The following is an 18,989-nucleotide window of genomic DNA, read 5'->3' as shown; positions in this document are numbered from 1 at the left end:
TCTTCATAAGAAAAACCTATGGAAAATTATCAGATCGACAATCTGGACCGCGGCATCCTGGAAGCGCTAATGGCCAATGCACGCACCGCCTACGCAGAACTGGCAAAGCAGTTTGGTGTCAGCCCCGGAACCATTCACGTCCGGGTAGAGAAGATGAAGCAGGCGGGGATCATTACCGGTGCACGTATCGACGTCAGCCCAAAACAGCTGGGTTACGACGTTTGCTGCTTTATTGGCATCATCCTCAAGAGCGCCAAAGATTATCCCTCTGCACTGGAAAAGCTGAACGCACTCGATGAAGTCACCGAGGCGTACTACACCACCGGGCACTACAGCATCTTTATTAAAGTCATGTGCCGATCCATCGATGCGCTCCAGCAGGTACTTATCAACAAGATCCAAACAATCGATGAAATTCAGTCCACTGAGACACTGATCTCCCTGCAAAACCCGATCATGCGGACTATCCGCCCGTGATCGGGCAAATTCATTCCCACATTTTCCACAGGTAGATCCCAGCTCGTTCACAGCGTACAATGGCCGCCTCTTAATATGAGCGAGCGATCAATGGCGGACATTACTCTTATCAGTGGCAGCACCCTGGGCGGCGCGGAATACGTTGCAGAACATCTGGCCGAAAAGCTGGAAGATGCCGGTTTTTCCACAGAAACCCTGCACGGGCCGTTACTGGAGGATCTTCCGACTGCCGGGATCTGGCTACTGATCACCTCTACACACGGTGCCGGCGATATCCCGGACAACCTGCAACCTTTATATGACGAACTGCTGGAGCAACAACCCGACCTGTCAGCCGTGCGTTTCGGTGCAGTCGGTATCGGCAGCCGTGAATATGACACCTTCTGTGGTGCAGTAGAGAAAGTAGAAGCCGCAGTGAAGTCATGCGGAGCCAAACAGCTCGGTGAAACGCTGAAGATCAACATCCTCGAACACGATATTCCAGAGGATCCAGCAGAGGTTTGGCTGGAAGAATGGAAAAATTTACTCAAAAACGATTAAAGATCGCGCGAATAGATGTGGATAACTCTGGTTAAAAGCTCGTATTAAGCCGTAGTTATCCCAATAACAACTCGCGTCCCGTTTTTGGCCTGTGTATAAAGTCGCGATCTGATCCCAGCTTATACGGTCCAGGATCACCGATCATTCACAGCAAACGATCCTTTCTAACTGCATGATCTTCTTTGTGAGATCGGACTTACCCACAGGGAGAGCCGATCCTAATAAGAGATCACAATAGAACAGATCTCTAAATAAAAAGATCTTCTTTTTAATAGCCCAGGATCCCAATGCTTTCTCGAAAGACTAAAGTTGAGTAGAATCCACGGCCCGGGCTTCAATCCATTTTCATACCGCTTTACGCGAGGCAGACCACCATGTTTTATCAGGATCCTTTTGACGTCATTATCATTGGCGGGGGTCATGCAGGCACTGAGGCCGCAATGGCCGCAGCGCGAATGGGTCAGCAGACCCTGCTTTTGACACACAATATCGACACGCTTGGACAGATGTCCTGTAATCCGGCGATTGGCGGCATTGGGAAAGGACACCTGGTAAAAGAAGTGGATGCACTTGGCGGCCTGATGGCGAAGGCGATCGATCATGCGGGCATTCAGTTTAGGATACTAAACGCGAGCAAAGGCCCGGCTGTCCGTGCGACCCGAGCCCAGGCAGACCGTGTGCTTTACCGCCAGGCAGTGCGTACCGCACTGGAGAACCAACCGAATCTGATGATCTTCCAGCAAGCGGTGGAAGATCTTATCGTTGAGAACGATCGTGTTGTCGGCGCGGTGACCCAGATGGGCCTCAAATTCCGCGCTAAAGCGGTGGTGCTGACTGTCGGGACATTCCTCGATGGCAAAATCCATATCGGTCTGGATAACTACAGCGGTGGCCGTGCTGGCGATCCACCGTCCATTCCGCTGTCTCGTCGTTTGCGTGAGCTGCCGCTGCGCGTCAGCCGCTTGAAAACCGGTACGCCGCCGCGTATCGATGCCCGAACCATTGATTTCAGCGTGCTGGCACAACAGCATGGTGACAACCCAATGCCGGTGTTCTCGTTCATGGGCAATGCGGCTCAGCATCCGCAGCAGGTACCGTGCTACATCACGCACACCAACGAAAAAACCCATGACGTGATCCGTAATAACCTCGATCGCAGCCCAATGTATGCCGGCGTGATCGAAGGGATCGGCCCACGTTACTGCCCGTCGATCGAAGACAAAGTGATGCGCTTTGCCGATCGTAACCAGCACCAGATCTTCCTGGAGCCGGAAGGGCTGACCTCTAACGAAATTTATCCGAACGGTATTTCCACCAGCCTGCCGTTTGATGTGCAGATGCAAATTGTTCGCTCAATGCAAGGCATGGAGAACGCTAAAATTGTTCGTCCAGGCTACGCTATTGAATACGATTTCTTCGATCCGCGTGACCTGAAGCCAACCCTGGAGAGCAAGTTCATCCACGGACTGTTCTTCGCAGGCCAGATCAACGGCACAACAGGTTACGAAGAAGCAGCCGCACAGGGTCTGCTTGCAGGTCTGAACGCCGCGCGCTTCTCTGCCGAAAAAGAGGGCTGGGCTCCGGGTCGTTCCCAGGCTTATCTGGGCGTGCTGGTCGACGATCTTTGCACCCTGGGCACCAAAGAGCCGTACCGTATGTTTACGTCCCGCGCGGAATATCGTCTGATGCTGCGCGAAGACAACGCCGATCTGCGTCTGACCGAAATGGGTCGTGAGCTGGGTCTGGTGGATGACGAACGCTGGGCGCGTTTCAACGAGAAGCTGGAACGCATTGAGCAGGAACGTCAGCGCCTGAAAACAACGTGGGTGAATCCACAGGCAGAGACTGCTGCCGAAGTGAACGCTCACTTGACTGCACCGCTCTCACGCGAAGCCAGCGGTGAAGATTTGCTGCGTCGACCAGAAGTGACCTATGAGAACCTGGTCAAACTGACCGCGTTCGCGCCGGGTCTTGAAGACGCTGAAGCGGCAGAACAGGTCGAAATTCAGGTGAAATACGAAGGCTACATTGCGCGTCAGCAGGATGAGATCGAAAAACAGCAGCGTAACGAAAATACGTTGCTGCCGGAAATGCTGGACTATCGCCAGGTAACAGGCCTTTCCAACGAAGTGATCGCCAAACTTAACGATCATAAGCCTGTGTCGATCGGCCAGGCATCTCGTATCTCCGGCGTCACACCTGCCGCGATTTCGATTCTGCTGGTGTGGTTGAAAAAACAAGGCATGTTGCGCCGCAGCGCGTAAGTGCTAAGAGAATTGCCCGGTGGCGCTGCGCTTACCGGGCCTACATGATCCCGTAGGGCGGGTAAGCGAAACGCGACCCGCCTTTTAGCATCTCAACAGGTATTCACCGTGCTCAATAAACTCTCTCGTCTGCTGGATGAAGCAGGTATTTCGCTCACCGATCACCAGAAAAATCAGCTGGTGGCCTATGTCGATATGCTGAACAAATGGAACAAAGCGTACAACCTGACTTCCGTACGCGATCCCAACGAGATGCTCGTTCGCCATATTCTCGATAGCATCGTGGTTGCCCCGTATCTGCAAGGTGAGCGCTTTATCGACGTCGGAACGGGTCCGGGCCTGCCTGGTGTGCCGCTGTCGATTGTTCGTCCTGAGAGCCATTTCACGCTGCTGGACAGCCTTGGGAAACGCGTACGTTTCCTGCGCCAGGTGCAGCATGAATTGCAGCTTGATAACATCACACCGGTGCAGAGCAGGGTAGAGGAGTTCCCGGCTGAACCACCGTTTGACGGTGTTATCAGCCGCGCATTTGCATCACTCAACGATATGGTGAGTTGGTGTAAGCATTTGCCTGCGCAAAATGGCCGTTTTTATGCGCTGAAAGGGCAGTTGCCTGCTGAGGAAATTGAACAGCTTCCTGTTGGTTTTTCAGTCGAAACTATTGAGAAATTAAACATTCCTCAGCTCGATGGCGAACGCCATCTGGTGATAATTAAGCCAAACAATTTTTAAAAAATTAATAAAAAATGTGGAATTTGTGCTGTTCTTAGAGTGTTAAAAAACAGCACAACTAACGAGATTTTACTGAAGTTAATTTAACCTTGTTGTTACCGTGGATTTTCTTTGAGTTAACCTAATTGGCATGGTTGCCCTGGAGAATAATCAACCACGAAAATATCAGCCTGCTAAAAGTGAAAAGTGGCAATAAGGTGAGGATGTTAAATATTTATTAAGAATGTCAATAAAAGGTTTTTGTTGTATACAGGGCTGTTTTGAAAAAAGTTACGACAATTTATCTTTAATATCATAAAGATGAAATAAACCGATTTACGTCTTTGATAAATACAACCTTATCGTAAATGTGTATTTTGTGATCTCGTGCACGCTTTATCGTCAACGTTTTCGCGCTGTTTGCAGTTTTGTTGGAAGGCCTGCGGTTTCACGAAAAGTTAAAAAATAGCGGTGGGGAAAAATATTTAAACATTTATTCACCTTTTCGCTACTTAATGTTTGAAATCACGGGGGCGCACCGTATAATTTGTCCGCTTTTTGATGCTTGACTCTGAGCCTTAAAGGACGTTTTATACGACACGCGACATACCTCAAAGGGAGCAGGAGTAAAAACGTGATGTCTGTGTCGCTCTTGAGTAGAAACGTTGCTCGTAAGCTTCTGTTCATTCAGTTTCTGGCTGTGATAGCAAGTGGACTGCTGTTTAGCCTCAAAGACCCCTTCTGGGGCATCTCCGCCGTGTGCGGGGGTTTGGCGGTGGTTTTGCCAAACGTGTTGTTTATGATTTTTGCCTGGCGTCATCAGGCGCATACACCTGCCAAAGGCCGCGTGGCCTGGTCCTTCGCTCTCGGCGAAGTGTGTAAGGTGTTGCTGACCTTTGCTCTACTGGTGATGGCGCTGGCGGTTTTGAAAGTGGTATTCATGCCGCTGATAGCAACGTGGGTTTTGGTGCTGGTGGTACAAGTTCTGGCTCCAGCTGTAATCAACAACAAAGGGTAAAAGGCATCATGGCTTCAGAAAATATGACGCCGCAGGATTACATAGGTCACCATCTGAATAACCTTCAGTTGGACCTGCGTACATTCTCGCTGGTCGATCCGCATAACCCCCCGGCCACCTTCTGGACGATCAACATCGACTCCATGTTCTTCTCGGTGGTTTTGGGTCTTCTGTTCCTGGCCATGTTCCGCGGTGTTGCTAAAAGAGCGACCAGCGGTGTTCCAGGGAAATTCCAGACCTTCATCGAAATGATCATCGGCTTTGTCCATGGCAGCGTGAAAGACATGTACCATGGCAAGAGCAAGCTGATTGCTCCGCTGGCCCTGACCGTGTTCGTTTGGGTATTCCTGATGAACCTGATGGACCTTCTGCCTATCGATTTCATTCCGTGGATTGGCGAACACGTCCTCGGTCTGCCTGCACTGCGCGTGGTTCCGTCTGCTGACGTGAACATCACTCTGTCGATGGCGCTCGGTGTATTCATCCTGATTCTTTTCTACAGCATCAAAATGAAAGGCGTAAGCGGCTTTGTGAAAGAGCTTACCTTGCAGCCGTTCAACCACTGGGCGTTTATTCCGGTCAACCTGATCCTGGAAGGCGTTAGCCTGCTGTCCAAACCTGTTTCACTGGGTCTGCGACTGTTCGGCAACATGTATGCGGGTGAGCTGATTTTCATTCTGATCGCGGGTCTTCTGCCGTGGTGGTCACAGTGGATTCTTAATGTGCCGTGGGCCATTTTCCACATCCTGATCATTACGCTGCAAGCCTTTATCTTCATGGTTCTGACGATTGTCTATCTGTCGATGGCATCTGAAGAGCACTGATTCTTTACCAACACTACTACGTTTTAATTGAAACAAACTGGAGACTGTCATGGAAAACCTGAATATGGATCTGCTGTACATGGCTGCCGCTGTGATGATGGGTCTGGCGGCTATCGGTGCTGCGATCGGTATCGGCATCCTCGGGGGTAAATTCCTGGAAGGCGCAGCGCGTCAACCGGATCTGATTCCTCTGCTGCGTACTCAGTTCTTTATCGTTATGGGTCTGGTGGATGCTATCCCAATGATCGCTGTAGGTCTGGGTCTGTACGTGATGTTTGCTGTCGCGTAGTAGTAGTTTTAAAACCCTAAGCCACAGAAATTAAAGAGGTATTGTGCTGTGAACATGAACGCAACAATCCTCGGCCAGGCCATCGCGTTTATTCTCTTTGTCTGGTTCTGCATGAAGTATGTATGGCCGCCATTAATGGCTGCCATCGAAAAACGTCAGAAAGAAATTGCTGACGGTCTGGCTTCCGCAGAACGCGCTAAGAAAGATTTGGACCTTGCACAGGCCAACGCGACAGACCAGCTGAAAAAAGCGAAAGCTGAAGCTCAGGTAATCATTGAACAGGCTAACAAACGCCGTTCTCAGATCCTGGACGAAGCCAAAGCTGAAGCAGAACAGGAACGTACTAAGATCGTGACACAAGCTCAGGCTGAAATTGATGCTGAGCGTAAACGTGCTCGTGAAGAACTGCGTAAGCAGGTTGCGATTCTGGCTGTTGCTGGCGCCGAGAAGATCATCGAACGTTCCGTGGATGAAGCTGCTAACAGCGACATCGTGGACAAACTTGTCGCTGAACTGTAAGGAGGGAGGGGCTGATGTCTGAATTTGTTACGGTAGCTCGCCCCTACGCCAAAGCAGCTTTTGACTTTGCTGTCGAACACCAAAATGTCGATCGCTGGCAGAACATGCTGGCGTTTGCCGCTGAGGTGACGAAAAACGAACAAATGGCTGAGTTGCTTTCCGGTGCGTTAGCGCCAGAAACCCTCGCCGCGTCGTTTATCGCCGTGTGCGGAGAGCAGCTGGATGCCAACGGCCAGAACCTGATTAAGGTTATGGCTGAGAACGGTCGTCTGCGTGTGCTCCCGGATGTTCTTGAGCAGTTCGAGCACTTACGTGCCCTTAGTGAAGCTACCGCTGAAGTTGAAGTGACTTCCGCGACTGAACTGAGTACCGAACAGCTTGCGAAAATCACCGCCGCGATGGAAAAACGTCTGTCACGCAAAGTTAAGCTGAATTGCAAAATCGATAAGTCTGTAATGGCAGGCGTAATCATCCGTTCGGGTGATATGGTCATTGATGGCAGCGTACGCGGCCGTCTTGAGCGCCTTGCAGACGTCTTGCAGTCTTAAGGGGACTGGAGCATGCAACTGAATTCCACCGAAATCAGCGAACTGATCAAGCAGCGCATTGCTCAGTTCAGTGTTGTGAGTGAAGCTCACAACGAAGGTACTATTGTTTCTGTAAGTGACGGTGTTATCCGCATTCACGGCCTGGCCGATTGTATGCAGGGTGAAATGATTTCCCTGCCGGGTAACCGTTACGCTATCGCACTGAACCTGGAGCGTGACTCCGTAGGTGCAGTTGTGATGGGTCCATACGCTGACCTCGCCGAAGGCATGAAGGTTAAGTGTACTGGCCGTATTCTGGAAGTGCCGGTTGGCCGTGGCCTGCTGGGCCGTGTTGTTAACACCCTGGGTGCGCCAATCGACGGTAAAGGTCCGGTTGAGCACGATGGCTTCTCTCCAATCGAAGTTATCGCACCGGGCGTTATCGACCGTCAATCCGTTGATCAGCCAGTACAGACTGGTTATAAGTCCGTTGATGCCATGATCCCAATCGGTCGTGGTCAGCGTGAACTGATCATCGGTGACCGTCAGACCGGTAAAACCGCAATGGCTATCGACGCCATCATCAACCAGCGCGACTCTGGCATCAAATGTGTGTACGTGGCTATCGGCCAGAAAGCGTCCACCATTTCCAACGTTGTTCGCAAACTGGAAGAGCACGGTGCGCTGTCTAACACCATCGTTGTGGTTGCAACTGCTTCTGAATCTGCTGCACTGCAATACCTGGCACCATATGCCGGTTGCGCAATGGGCGAATACTTCCGTGACCGCGGTGAAGATGCACTGATCGTATACGATGACCTGTCTAAACAGGCTGTTGCTTATCGTCAGGTTTCTCTGCTGCTCCGTCGTCCACCAGGACGTGAAGCATTCCCAGGCGACGTATTCTACCTCCACTCTCGTCTGCTGGAGCGTGCTTCCCGCGTAAACGCGGAATACGTCGAGAACTTCACCAAAGGTGAAGTGAAGGGTAAAACCGGTTCTCTGACCGCTCTGCCGATCATCGAAACCCAGGCGGGTGACGTTTCTGCGTTCGTTCCGACCAACGTAATCTCCATTACCGATGGTCAGATCTTCCTGGAAACCAACCTGTTTAACTCCGGTATTCGTCCGGCAGTTAACCCGGGTATCTCGGTATCCCGTGTAGGTGGTGCTGCTCAGACCAAGATCATCAAGAAACTGTCCGGTGGTATCCGTACCGCACTGGCACAGTATCGTGAACTGGCTGCGTTCTCTCAGTTCGCATCCGATCTGGATGAAGCAACCCGTAAACAGCTGAGCCACGGTCAGAAAGTGACCGAGCTGCTGAAGCAGAAACAGTACGCTCCAATGTCTGTTGCTCAGCAGGGCCTGGTGCTGTTCGCGGCTGAACGCGGTTACCTCGAAGATGTGGAACTGGCGAAAATCGGTAGCTTCGAAGCCGCTCTGCTGGCTTACGTCGACCGTGATCACGCTCCGCTGATGCAAGAGATCAACCAGACCGGTGGCTACAACGACGAAATCGAAGGCAAGCTGAAAGCTATCCTCGATTCCTTCAAAGCAACCCAGTCCTGGTAATCGTCCGGCGGCTTGTCTTAGGACAAGCCGTCTGGCATTGAGGAGAAGCTCATGGCCGGCGCAAAAGAGATACGTAGTAAGATCGCAAGCGTCCAGAACACGCAGAAGATCACTAAAGCGATGGAGATGGTCGCCGCTTCCAAAATGCGTAAATCGCAGGATCGCATGGCGTCCAGCCGTCCTTATGCAGAAACCATGCGCAAAGTGATTGGTCACCTTGCAAACGGTAATCTGGAATATAAGCACCCTTACCTGGAAGAACGCGACGTTAAGCGCGTGGGCTACCTGGTGGTGTCGACCGACCGTGGTCTGTGTGGCGGCTTGAACATTAACCTGTTCAAAAAACTGCTGGCGGATATGAAAGCATGGTCCGAAAAAGGCGTTCAGTGCGATATCGCAATGATCGGCTCTAAGGGCGTTTCTTTCTTTAACTCCGTTGGTGGCAACATTGTCGCTCAGGTGACCGGTATGGGTGATAACCCGTCCCTGTCCGAACTGATCGGCCCGGTTAAAGTGATGTTGCAGGCCTATGATGAAGGCCGTCTGGACAGACTGTACGTTGTCAGCAACAAATTTATTAACACCATGTCTCAGGTTCCGACGCTCACTCAGATGTTGCCTTTACCGGCATCAGAAGATGGTGAGATGAAGCAGAAAACCTGGGATTACCTGTATGAACCTGATCCGAAACCGCTGCTGGATACCCTGCTGCGTCGTTACGTTGAATCACAGGTTTATCAGGGCGTGGTAGAAAACCTGGCCAGCGAGCAGGCCGCACGTATGGTGGCGATGAAAGCCGCGACCGACAATGGCGGCAGCCTGATTAAAGAGCTGCAGTTGGTATACAACAAAGCTCGTCAGGCCAGCATTACTCAGGAACTCACCGAGATCGTCGGTGGTGCATCCGCGGTATAACCAGGTTAATTCGTAGAGGATTCAAGATGGCTACTGGAAAAATTGTCCAGGTAATCGGCGCCGTGGTTGACGTCGAGTTCCCTCAGGATGCCGTACCGCGCGTGTACGATGCTCTTGAGGTACAGAATGGTAACGAGAGCCTGGTGCTGGAAGTTCAGCAGCAGCTCGGTGGTGGTATCGTGCGTACCATCGCAATGGGTTCTTCCGACGGTCTGCGTCGTGGTCTGGAAGTTAAAGACCTTGAGCACCCGATCGAAGTTCCTGTAGGTAAAGCAACACTGGGTCGTATCATGAACGTATTGGGTCACCCAATCGACATGAAAGGCGACATCGGTGAAGAAGAGCGTTGGGCTATCCACCGCGCAGCACCTTCCTACGAAGAGCTGTCAAGCTCTCAGGAACTGCTGGAAACCGGTATCAAAGTTATCGACCTGATGTGTCCATTCGCGAAGGGCGGTAAAGTTGGTCTGTTCGGTGGTGCGGGTGTTGGTAAAACCGTAAACATGATGGAGCTGATCCGTAACATCGCGATCGAGCACTCCGGTTACTCTGTGTTTGCAGGTGTTGGTGAGCGTACTCGTGAGGGTAACGACTTCTACCACGAAATGACTGACTCCAACGTTCTGGACAAAGTATCCCTGGTTTACGGTCAGATGAACGAGCCACCAGGAAACCGTCTGCGCGTTGCGCTGACTGGCCTGACTATGGCTGAGAAATTCCGTGACGAAGGCCGTGACGTTCTGCTGTTCGTTGATAACATCTACCGTTATACCCTCGCCGGTACTGAAGTATCAGCACTGCTGGGTCGTATGCCTTCTGCGGTAGGTTATCAGCCAACTCTGGCAGAAGAGATGGGTGTTCTTCAGGAACGTATCACCTCTACCAAAACCGGTTCTATCACCTCCGTTCAGGCGGTATACGTACCTGCGGATGACTTGACTGACCCATCACCAGCAACCACCTTTGCTCACTTAGATGCAACCGTGGTACTGAGCCGTCAGATCGCGTCTCTGGGTATCTACCCAGCCGTTGACCCGCTGGACTCCACCAGCCGTCAGCTGGATCCACTGGTTGTTGGCCAGGAACACTACGACACCGCGCGTGGCGTACAGTCCCTGCTGCAACGTTACCAGGAACTGAAAGACATCATCGCCATCCTGGGTATGGATGAACTGTCTGAAGAAGACAAACTGGTGGTAGCACGCGCTCGTAAGATCCAGCGCTTCCTGTCCCAGCCGTTCTTCGTTGCGGAAGTATTCACCGGTTCTCCGGGTAAATACGTTTCCCTGAAAGACACCATCCGTGGCTTTAAAGGCATCATGGAAGGCGAATACGATCACCTGCCAGAGCAGGCGTTCTACATGGTTGGTTCCATCGACGAAGCCGTGGAAAAAGCCAAAAAACTTTAACGCCTTAATCGGAGGGTGATATGGCAATGACTTACCACCTGGACGTCGTCAGCGCAGAGCAACAAATGTTCTCTGGTCTGGTCGAGAAAATCCAGGTAACGGGTAGTGAAGGTGAACTGGGTATCTTCCCAGGTCACGCACCGCTGCTCACCGCCATTAAGCCTGGTATGATCCGCATCGTTAAACAGTTCGGTCATGAAGAGTTTATCTATCTCTCCGGCGGCATTCTCGAAGTGCAGCCTGGCAGTGTGACCGTTCTGGCCGATACCGCTATCCGTGGCCAGGATCTCGACGAAGCGCGAGCCCTGGAATCGAAGCGTAAGGCTGAAGAGCACATTAGCAGCTCTCATGGTGACGTGGATTACGCTCAGGCGTCTGCGGAGCTGGCCAAAGCGATCGCGAAACTGCGCGTTATCGAGTTGACCAAAAAAGCGATGTAACACCGGCTTGAAAAGCACAAAAGCCAGTCTGGTTTCAGACTGGCTTTTTTTATGGTTTCGTTTCAGGAAAAGTGAAACTGAAAAGCTGTTTTATTATTTTGTGATTTACATCGCAAAAATGTTGATCGGTTAAAAAATGAGGCGTAGACTTCTTTTTTGTGAAGTGTGTCACAAAATAAACCTCAATAATTCAGGATGCCATCATGAAACTGGTCAACAAAATCATCGCTCTTTTCAGCAACATGAACGTTTCTTTCGGTACGTTCAACCACTAATCCGCTGAATGCCGAGTGGCGCCACGCTTACCGTTGTGTGATAAGCGAAGCGCCATCTGGCAGGATCTCTCCACTGCCGTTTACGCTCTTCCCTTTCACGATAAAATAGTTCGACTTATCAATATTCCCCACCACCGCATCGTCGTATAAGCCTTGTTGCGTCCGCACCGATTTATTGCCGCTAAACACTCCCTGGGTTGATGCATCGCTGTATGGGCTGGGCCGGAAGATGAAATTAAAGCGCAGATTGTCCACCGCAATGTTATTGGCCACCACCAGCGCGCCAGGATTGAAGTTGTCAGTAAATCCATCCAGATGATTGCCAATGGCCTTACTGTTGCGAACCTCATGCGCAACCGGCTGCCCTTCGCCGCCAAGTTTAAAACCGTTGCTGGTGTTATTGCGGGCAATTGAATTCTCGATCACCACAACGCCATTTGCACCGTCCTCAATCTTGTTGAACAGGTCAAAGCCGTCATCGATATTGTCATGGGAATAGCAGTTTTCCAGGCGGTTCCCCTCCCCCACGCGCATTTTGACGGCAAAACCATCTGCGTTGATTTTCCCTGGATCCTCATTGGCATACGACTCTGAATCCATTATCCGGTTATAGCTGGCCCACAATGGGCGACCAATATTTTCCGGGGAGGAAATCTGGATCCCGGTATCGTCATTGCGGTAAGCCGTGACGTTTTCGATAAGGTTATGGCTGCCCTGCACCCGCAGGCTCTTATCTGTTATCTCAATACCGTTGATATGCCAGTAGCTCGCGTCCACCAGCAGACCCTTTATCACCGCTTTGCCGTCCGCCTGAAGCGTTTTTACCTTATCCGGGCTGCCGCTGGCTGAAAGCGGGATAGCGCTTCGCGGATACTCGCCTGCCTGTAAAACGACTTTCCCACCCACAGGGAGCAGATTAATGGCGGTATTTAAATCCATCGGCGCACTTTTACTACCCTCTGCACCGGCTTTGCCTTCAGGCGAGACATAGAGCGTTGTTGTTGCGTTGTCAGCGAGTTTTTCCACGCTGAATTGGGTTGCCACCGGGGATGCATTCTCTGTGCTGGTGGGAGTGAAGGTAAGACGAAAATCATTCTTTTCCCCGAGCGTAGCAGGCAGCGTGTACATCTCCCCCGCTTTCACCGGTTTATCGTTACCGATCACCACTTCATTTTGCCAGACGCTGAAAATGCCATCGTAGTTTGCGCGAGCCTGTACCAGATACTGCGCAGAGGCGCTCTGGCTGCCGGAAGCAAGTTGCACCACAACAGGCAGCGCTTTGGCCTGCCAGGGGGCAGATTCAAGAGTATGCGCCTGGGATGTGGTAAGCGATGCACCCGTAACGGTGATTTTGGCATTGCGGGAGGCGAAGAACCCGACGTAATAGTGAGCGTTGTCCTGTACTGAGATCAGGTTTGCGCGAGGCACGCTCTTACTCACCCATTCATCGCTGCCTGCGGGCGCCCAGGAGGTAATAAACCCGCTATCGGTGCGCTCAAGCCTGAGGCGGAATTCCGGTGTTTGCTGTAAATCCACCTCCTCTTTATAACTCTGCTTCTTGATTTCGGCTCCGGCATTCCCCCACGGATGAGAGATCCCTTCACGCGTAATGGCTTGCAGTTTTATCCGGTGATGATCTTTTTTATCCTGCGTCATAATGGCATTCATCACCTGGTTGGATGCCGCAGGGAACTCTTCATAGCCCGCTTTAAGCGGCTGTTGGCGCGGTACGCCGATGATGTCACGCACCAGCAGTCCGGCCCCTTCCTGCGCGGCCGGTTTGGCTCCGTTTTCCGGGCCAAACTGATCCACTTTGACGGTGGCCTGTAAGACAAAGTTTTCCCCTGAAGGAAGCGTGGTATAGAAAAAGGTTAGACCGTCGTGGGAATTTGCTATTTTCCCGCCCCGGCTTTCAATCGTGACGGGTTTTGACAGATCAACGGCATCCTGTGGCGTGAGTTTTTTCCCGCCGAGGGTCACATCGTTTACGCCGATTTTATCGGGCAGTACGTTTGAGGAAAAATTCATGTCCGTTGACTGCCCGAAGGCTATAGCTTTCCAGACATGCTCAGGCTCTGCGGCCGAAGCGGTGAAGGTGCTACACATCATTAGAGCCAGAGGTATTTTATAGTTCATCTTATTCTCCTGAGTAATAATTGAGCGTTATTATCATAAAGATGAAACGGCGTTTCTTTTTTCTCTGTCACATTATTCGATTATTAAAACTACGTTTTAATTTTGGCTTATCTTTATTCATGAGGCGAAAGAACAGCTAAGCTGTTGTGACAGCTTGCGACTTACCGCGAGAATGCTATTTTCAAGAGAAAAAGTGATTTACTCTGCCCTAAAAAGTATCCTCAAATAGCCCGTAAAGCCTTGGGTTGAGCGTTTTAGCGGCATTCCATTTTATGGCGCAAAATATGTAGAATTTTCAACGTCAAAGGGTTTTACTTCTCACTCAAATTACAGTCAGGACGCGTATGTTGAACAATACGATGAGCGTGGTCATCCTTGCCGCTGGCAAAGGCACCCGCATGTATTCCGATCTTCCGAAGGTGCTGCACACCCTGGCAGGAAAGCCTATGGTGCAGCATGTCATTGATGCCGCTAATGATCTCGGTGCCCGCCAGGTACACCTGGTTTACGGCCACGGCGGCGATCTGTTAAAGAAAACGCTGCGTGATGACAAACTTAATTGGGTACTTCAGGCTGAACAACTGGGTACCGGCCATGCGATGCAGCAGGCTGCCCCGTTCTTCGCGGATGATGAAGACATTCTGATGCTGTACGGCGATGTGCCGCTGATTTCTGTCGAAACCCTGGCTCGCCTGCGTGAAGCGAAACCGCAGGGCGGTATTGGTTTGTTAACCGTGGTACTGGACGATCCGAGCGGCTATGGCCGCATTACCCGTGAAAATGGCAATGTAACAGGTATCGTTGAGCACAAAGATGCCAGCGACGCCCAGCGTCAGATCCAGGAAATCAATACCGGCATCCTGATTGCCAACGGCGCAGACATGAAACGCTGGCTGTCGAAACTGACCAACAACAACGCTCAGGGTGAATATTATATCACCGATATTATTGCTCTGGCGTATCACGAAGGCCGTGAGATTGCCGCTGTACACCCGGCCCGCATTAGCGAAACCGATGGTGTAAACAACCGCCTGCAACTTTCCCGCCTGGAGCGTATTTACCAGTCTGAACAGGCGGAAAAACTGCTGCTGGCAGGCGTTATGCTGAACGATCCGGCGCGTTTTGATCTGCGCGGAACCTTATCTCACGGGCGCGATGTTGAGATTGATACTAACGTTATCCTTGAAGGCAATGTGACCCTTGGCCATCGCGTCAAAATTGGCACGGGTTGCGTGATTAAAAACAGCGTCATTGGTGACAACTGCGAAATCAGCCCCTACAGCGTGGTGGAAGATGCCCATCTGGAAGCGGCGTGTACCATTGGTCCGTTTACGCGCCTGCGCCCTGGCGCTGAGCTGCTGGAAGGCGCGCATGTGGGTAACTTCGTCGAAATGAAAAAAGCGCGGCTGGGTAAAGGCTCTAAAGCTGGTCATTTGACCTATCTGGGCGATGCAGAGATTGGCGATAACGTGAATATTGGTGCAGGTACAATCACCTGTAACTACGACGGTGCGAATAAGTTTAAAACCATCATTGGTGATGATGTGTTTGTCGGCTCCGATACGCAGCTGGTGGCACCTGTTACCGTTGGTAATGGCGTGACTATTGCCGCAGGAACGACCGTCACGCGCGATGTGGCCGATAACGAGCTGGTGTTAAGCCGCGTGCCGCAGGTTCACAAGCAGGGCTGGAAACGCCCGGTGAAGAAGTAACAAATTTTCGGGGTGAGGGGATAAAATAATCCTCCTCCCATCAGCAGTACCAATAAATATAACCCCACTCTCTACAAGGCTCGGGGCGCCCGAAAAGGGCAACAACAGGTCAGCGACAACGCATGGCAAAACGCCATAATCAGGAAATCTAACTATGTGTGGAATTGTTGGAGCAGTTGCGCAGCGTGATATTGCTGAAATCCTTCTCGAAGGTTTACGTCGTCTGGAATACCGTGGCTATGACTCTGCTGGTCTGGCTGTGGTGGATGCAGAAGGTCAAATGACCCGTTTGCGTCGTCTGGGTAAAGTGCAGATCCTGGCGCAAGCGGCGGAAGAACATCCGCTGCACGGCGGCACAGGTATCGCGCATACCCGCTGGGCGACGCACGGCGAACCCTCCGAAGGTAACGCGCACCCGCATGTGTCTGAACACATTGTTGTAGTGCATAACGGCATTATCGAAAACCACGAACCACTCCGTGAAGTGCTGAAAGCACGCGGTTATACCTTCGTGTCTGAAACCGACACCGAAGTTATTGCTCACCTGGTTCACTGGGAGCTGGAACAGGGCGGCACACTGCGTGATGCGGTGCTGCGTGCTATTCCTCAGCTGCGCGGCGCATACGGTACGGTGATCATGGATTCCCGTGACCCGAGCACACTGCTTGCTGCACGTTCCGGTAGCCCAATGGTTATCGGCCTTGGCATGGGTGAAAACTTCATCGCATCCGATCAGCTGGCGCTGCTGCCAGTGACCCGTCGCTTTATCTTCCTGGAAGAGGGCGATATTGCGGAAGTGACACGCCGTTCCGTGTCTATCTTTGATAAAGCCGGTACGCAGATTAATCGCCAGGAAATTGAATCCAACCTGCAATACGACGCAGGCGATAAAGGCGCGTACCGTCACTACATGCAGAAAGAGATTTACGAGCAGCCGAACGCCATCAAAAACACCCTGACCGGGCGTATTAGCCACGGCGAAGTGGATCTGAGCGAGTTGGGCGACAATGCGAACGAGCTGCTGTCGAAGGTTGAGCATATTCAGATCGTTGCCTGCGGGACTTCGTATAACTCCGGCATGGTGTCGCGCTACTGGTTTGAATCGCTGGCGGATGTGCCATGCGATGTGGAAATTGCCTCTGAATTTCGCTACCGCAAATCCGCAGTGCGCCGTAATAGCCTGATGATCACCCTTTCCCAGTCTGGCGAAACGGCAGATACCCTGGCTGCGCTGCGCCTGTCCAAAGAGCTGGGTTATCTTGGCTCTCTGGCGATTTGTAACGTCCCAGGCTCCTCGCTGGTACGTGAATCCGACCTGGCGCTGATGACGAACGCGGGCACGGAAATTGGCGTGGCGTCGACGAAAGCCTTCACGACTCAGCTGACCGTGCTGCTGATGCTGGTGGCGAAACTGGCGCGTCTGAAAGGGCTGGATGCCGCTGTTGAGCAGAACATTGTTCATGGCTTGCAGGCTTTGCCGAGCCGTATTGAGCAGATGCTGTCTCAGGACAAACGTATTGAGCAGTTGGCTGAAGATTTCTCTGACAAACATCACGCGCTGTTCCTGGGGCGTGGCGATCAGTATCCGATTGCGCTGGAAGGCGCGCTGAAGCTGAAAGAGATCTCGTACATCCACGCAGAAGCCTATGCGGCAGGTGAGCTGAAACACGGCCCGCTAGCGCTGATTGATGCGGATATGCCGGTTATCGTCGTTGCTCCAAACAACGAACTGCTGGAAAAACTGAAGTCCAACATTGAAGAAGTGCGCGCCCGTGGCGGCGTACTGTACGTCTTTGCTGACAAGGATGCCGGTTTCACCAGCAACGACAACATGCACATCATCGAGATGCCGCATGTGGAAGAGGTGATTGCACCTATCTTCTACACCGTTCCGCTGCAATTACTGGCTTATCACGTTGCGCTTATCAAAGGCACCGACGTTGATCAGCCGCGTAACCTGGCGAAATCTGTAACGGTTGAATAATCCTCTCAGGCTCCACCTTCGGGTGGAGCTTTTTTACTCTTCCCGGTTTGTTTTTAATCAACTCTTTCCCGTTTTTATTTATGACAATCTGTCATCTTCAGCTACTTTTTTCAGTGTCACATAAAGAAAATATTACTGAAAACGTACTGTCATGCTGGTGGCTAACTTATTGATATTGAAGGTTAGTTTTGCTTATTTTTAAGTGAAACTTTCAGTGTCATAAAACTGTCATAATTCGTACATTTATCTGTCACCTGTTTGTCCTATTTTGCTCATCGTAGCCACTAAACAACGATTTACGAAAATCTTGCAGGAGACATTATGAAAGTTATGCGTACCACTGTCGCAACTGTTGTCGCCGCGACCTTATCTCTGAGCGCTTTCTCTGTATTCGCAGAAGCAAGCCTGACTGGTGCCGGTGCAACCTTCCCTGCGCCGGTGTATGCCAAATGGGCAGATACCTACCAGAAAGAAACTGGTAACAAGGTTAACTACCAGGGTATCGGCTCCTCCGGTGGCGTTAAACAAATTACCGCTAACACCGTTGATTTCGGCGCATCAGATGCTCCACTGACTGATGAAAAACTGGCTCAGGAAGGCCTGTTCCAGTTCCCTACCGTTATCGGTGGTGTGGTTCTGGCAATCAACCTGCCGGGCGTGAAGTCTGGTGAACTGGTGCTGGACGGCAAAACACTGGGTGACATCTACCTGGGCAAAATCAAAAAATGGGATGACGAAGCTATTGCTAAACTCAACCCAGGCCTGAAACTGCCTTCTCAGAACATCGCTGTGGTTCGCCGCGCAGATGGTTCTGGTACCTCTTTCGTCTTCACCAGCTACCTGGCGAAAGTGAACGAAGAGTGGAAATCTAAAGTCGGTTCTGGCTCTACCGTTAACTGGCCAACCGGTCTGGGCGGTAAAGGTAACGACGGTATCGCGGCATTCGTACAGCGTCTGCCAGGCTCTATCGGTTACGTAGAATACGCTTACGCTAAGCAGAACAACCTGGCTTACACCAAGCTGCTGTCTGCTGACGGCAAACCAGTAAGCCCGACTGAAGAGAACTTTGCTAACGCGGCTAAAGGCGCTGACTGGAGCAAATCCTTCGCACAGGATCTGACTAACCAGAAAGGCGAAGGCGCATGGCCAATCACCTCTACCACGTTCATTCTGGTTCACAAAGAGCAGAAGAAACCTGAACAGGGTACTGAAGTGCTGAAGTTCTTCGACTGGGCATACAAAAACGGCAACAAACAGGCTAACGACCTGGATTACGCCAGCCTGCCGGACAGCGTGGTTGAGCAGATTCGTGCTGCATGGAAGACCAACGTGAAAGACAGCAGCGGTAAAGCGCTGTACTAACAGGATATTTTT

Annotated in this window: 17 protein-coding genes; 16 read left to right on the top strand and 1 reads right to left on the bottom strand. The window is 51.5% G+C overall.

The annotated features are described in order from the left end of the window. Window positions 1-18 precede the first annotated feature (18 nt). The 13 genes from asnC (at window position 19) to F3J30_RS19085 (ending at window position 11,508) form a co-directional block, all read left to right on the top strand. The gene (gene asnC, locus F3J30_RS19145; protein ID WP_003862383.1) at window positions 19-477 is read left to right on the top strand and encodes a transcriptional regulator AsnC; all 459 of its coding nucleotides are present in this window, start codon (window positions 19-21) and stop codon (window positions 475-477) included. A gap of 90 nt (window positions 478-567) precedes the next feature. Beyond that, on the top strand, window positions 568-1,017 hold the full coding sequence (gene mioC, locus F3J30_RS19140; RefSeq protein WP_166718226.1) for an FMN-binding protein MioC: 450 nt from the start codon (window positions 568-570) through the stop codon (window positions 1,015-1,017). A gap of 374 nt (window positions 1,018-1,391) precedes the next feature. Then, window positions 1,392-3,281, top strand: coding sequence for a tRNA uridine-5-carboxymethylaminomethyl(34) synthesis enzyme MnmG (gene mnmG, locus F3J30_RS19135; RefSeq protein WP_014072433.1), 1,890 nt, complete (start codon window positions 1,392-1,394; stop codon window positions 3,279-3,281). 108 nt (window positions 3,282-3,389) lie between these two features. Then, window positions 3,390-4,013, top strand: a complete 624-nt coding sequence (gene rsmG / locus F3J30_RS19130; protein WP_014072434.1) for a 16S rRNA (guanine(527)-N(7))-methyltransferase RsmG — start codon at window positions 3,390-3,392, stop codon at window positions 4,011-4,013. 616 nt (window positions 4,014-4,629) lie between these two features. Beyond that, window positions 4,630-5,010 (top strand): F0F1 ATP synthase subunit I, encoded by a 381-nt coding sequence (gene atpI / locus F3J30_RS19125; RefSeq protein WP_008500194.1) that lies wholly within the window; start codon window positions 4,630-4,632, stop codon window positions 5,008-5,010. A gap of 8 nt (window positions 5,011-5,018) precedes the next feature. Next, on the top strand, window positions 5,019-5,834 hold the full coding sequence (gene atpB / locus F3J30_RS19120; RefSeq protein ID WP_129994687.1) for a F0F1 ATP synthase subunit A: 816 nt from the start codon (window positions 5,019-5,021) through the stop codon (window positions 5,832-5,834). Between the two features lie 49 nt (window positions 5,835-5,883). Then, a complete protein-coding gene (gene atpE, locus F3J30_RS19115) occupies window positions 5,884-6,123 on the top strand; it encodes a F0F1 ATP synthase subunit C (protein WP_000429386.1) in 240 nt (79 codons plus the stop codon). 48 nt (window positions 6,124-6,171) lie between these two features. Next, entirely contained in the window at window positions 6,172-6,642 is a 471-nt protein-coding gene (gene atpF / locus F3J30_RS19110; RefSeq protein WP_014072436.1) for a F0F1 ATP synthase subunit B, read from the top strand. Between the two features lie 14 nt (window positions 6,643-6,656). Further along, the gene (gene atpH, locus F3J30_RS19105; RefSeq protein WP_166718225.1) at window positions 6,657-7,190 is read left to right on the top strand and encodes a F0F1 ATP synthase subunit delta; all 534 of its coding nucleotides are present in this window, start codon (window positions 6,657-6,659) and stop codon (window positions 7,188-7,190) included. Window positions 7,191-7,202: 12 nt separating this feature from the next. Further along, a complete protein-coding gene (gene atpA, locus F3J30_RS19100; RefSeq protein ID WP_006808751.1) occupies window positions 7,203-8,744 on the top strand; it encodes a F0F1 ATP synthase subunit alpha in 1,542 nt (513 codons plus the stop codon). A gap of 51 nt (window positions 8,745-8,795) precedes the next feature. Then, complete coding sequence (atpG, locus tag F3J30_RS19095; protein ID WP_014072437.1) at window positions 8,796-9,659, top strand: F0F1 ATP synthase subunit gamma; 864 nt, start codon at window positions 8,796-8,798, stop codon at window positions 9,657-9,659. 26 nt (window positions 9,660-9,685) lie between these two features. Continuing rightward, window positions 9,686-11,068 carry a F0F1 ATP synthase subunit beta gene (gene atpD, locus F3J30_RS19090; RefSeq protein WP_014072438.1) on the top strand — a complete coding sequence of 461 codons (1,383 nt, stop codon included), beginning with the start codon at window positions 9,686-9,688 and terminating at the stop codon, window positions 11,066-11,068. A gap of 20 nt (window positions 11,069-11,088) precedes the next feature. Beyond that, window positions 11,089-11,508, top strand: coding sequence for a F0F1 ATP synthase subunit epsilon (locus F3J30_RS19085; protein ID WP_006177560.1), 420 nt, complete (start codon window positions 11,089-11,091; stop codon window positions 11,506-11,508). Window positions 11,509-11,810: 302 nt separating this feature from the next. Here the strand turns inward: F3J30_RS19085 and F3J30_RS19080 are convergent, their stop codons facing one another. After that, window positions 11,811-13,919: a right-handed parallel beta-helix repeat-containing protein gene (locus F3J30_RS19080; RefSeq protein WP_166718224.1), complete on the bottom strand. Its 2,109-nt coding sequence runs from the start codon at window positions 13,917-13,919 to the stop codon at window positions 11,811-11,813. Between the two features lie 344 nt (window positions 13,920-14,263). Between F3J30_RS19080 and glmU the strand changes: the two genes are divergently transcribed. From glmU to pstS, 3 genes are all read left to right on the top strand, one after another. Next, window positions 14,264-15,631 carry a bifunctional UDP-N-acetylglucosamine diphosphorylase/glucosamine-1-phosphate N-acetyltransferase GlmU gene (gene glmU / locus F3J30_RS19075; protein WP_166718223.1) on the top strand — a complete coding sequence of 456 codons (1,368 nt, stop codon included), beginning with the start codon at window positions 14,264-14,266 and terminating at the stop codon, window positions 15,629-15,631. A gap of 154 nt (window positions 15,632-15,785) precedes the next feature. Next, a complete protein-coding gene (gene glmS, locus F3J30_RS19070; protein WP_014072441.1) occupies window positions 15,786-17,615 on the top strand; it encodes a glutamine--fructose-6-phosphate transaminase (isomerizing) in 1,830 nt (609 codons plus the stop codon). A 321-nt stretch (window positions 17,616-17,936) separates the two neighbouring features. Then, the gene (gene pstS / locus F3J30_RS19065) at window positions 17,937-18,977 is read left to right on the top strand and encodes a phosphate ABC transporter substrate-binding protein PstS (protein ID WP_014072442.1); all 1,041 of its coding nucleotides are present in this window, start codon (window positions 17,937-17,939) and stop codon (window positions 18,975-18,977) included. Window positions 18,978-18,989 lie beyond the last annotated feature (12 nt).

It is taken from the genome of Enterobacter sp. Tr-810, from assembly GCF_011752765.1.
Lineage (GTDB): Bacteria > Pseudomonadota > Gammaproteobacteria > Enterobacterales > Enterobacteriaceae > Enterobacter > Enterobacter soli.
This window is presented reverse-complemented; position numbering and strand designations above follow the sequence as displayed.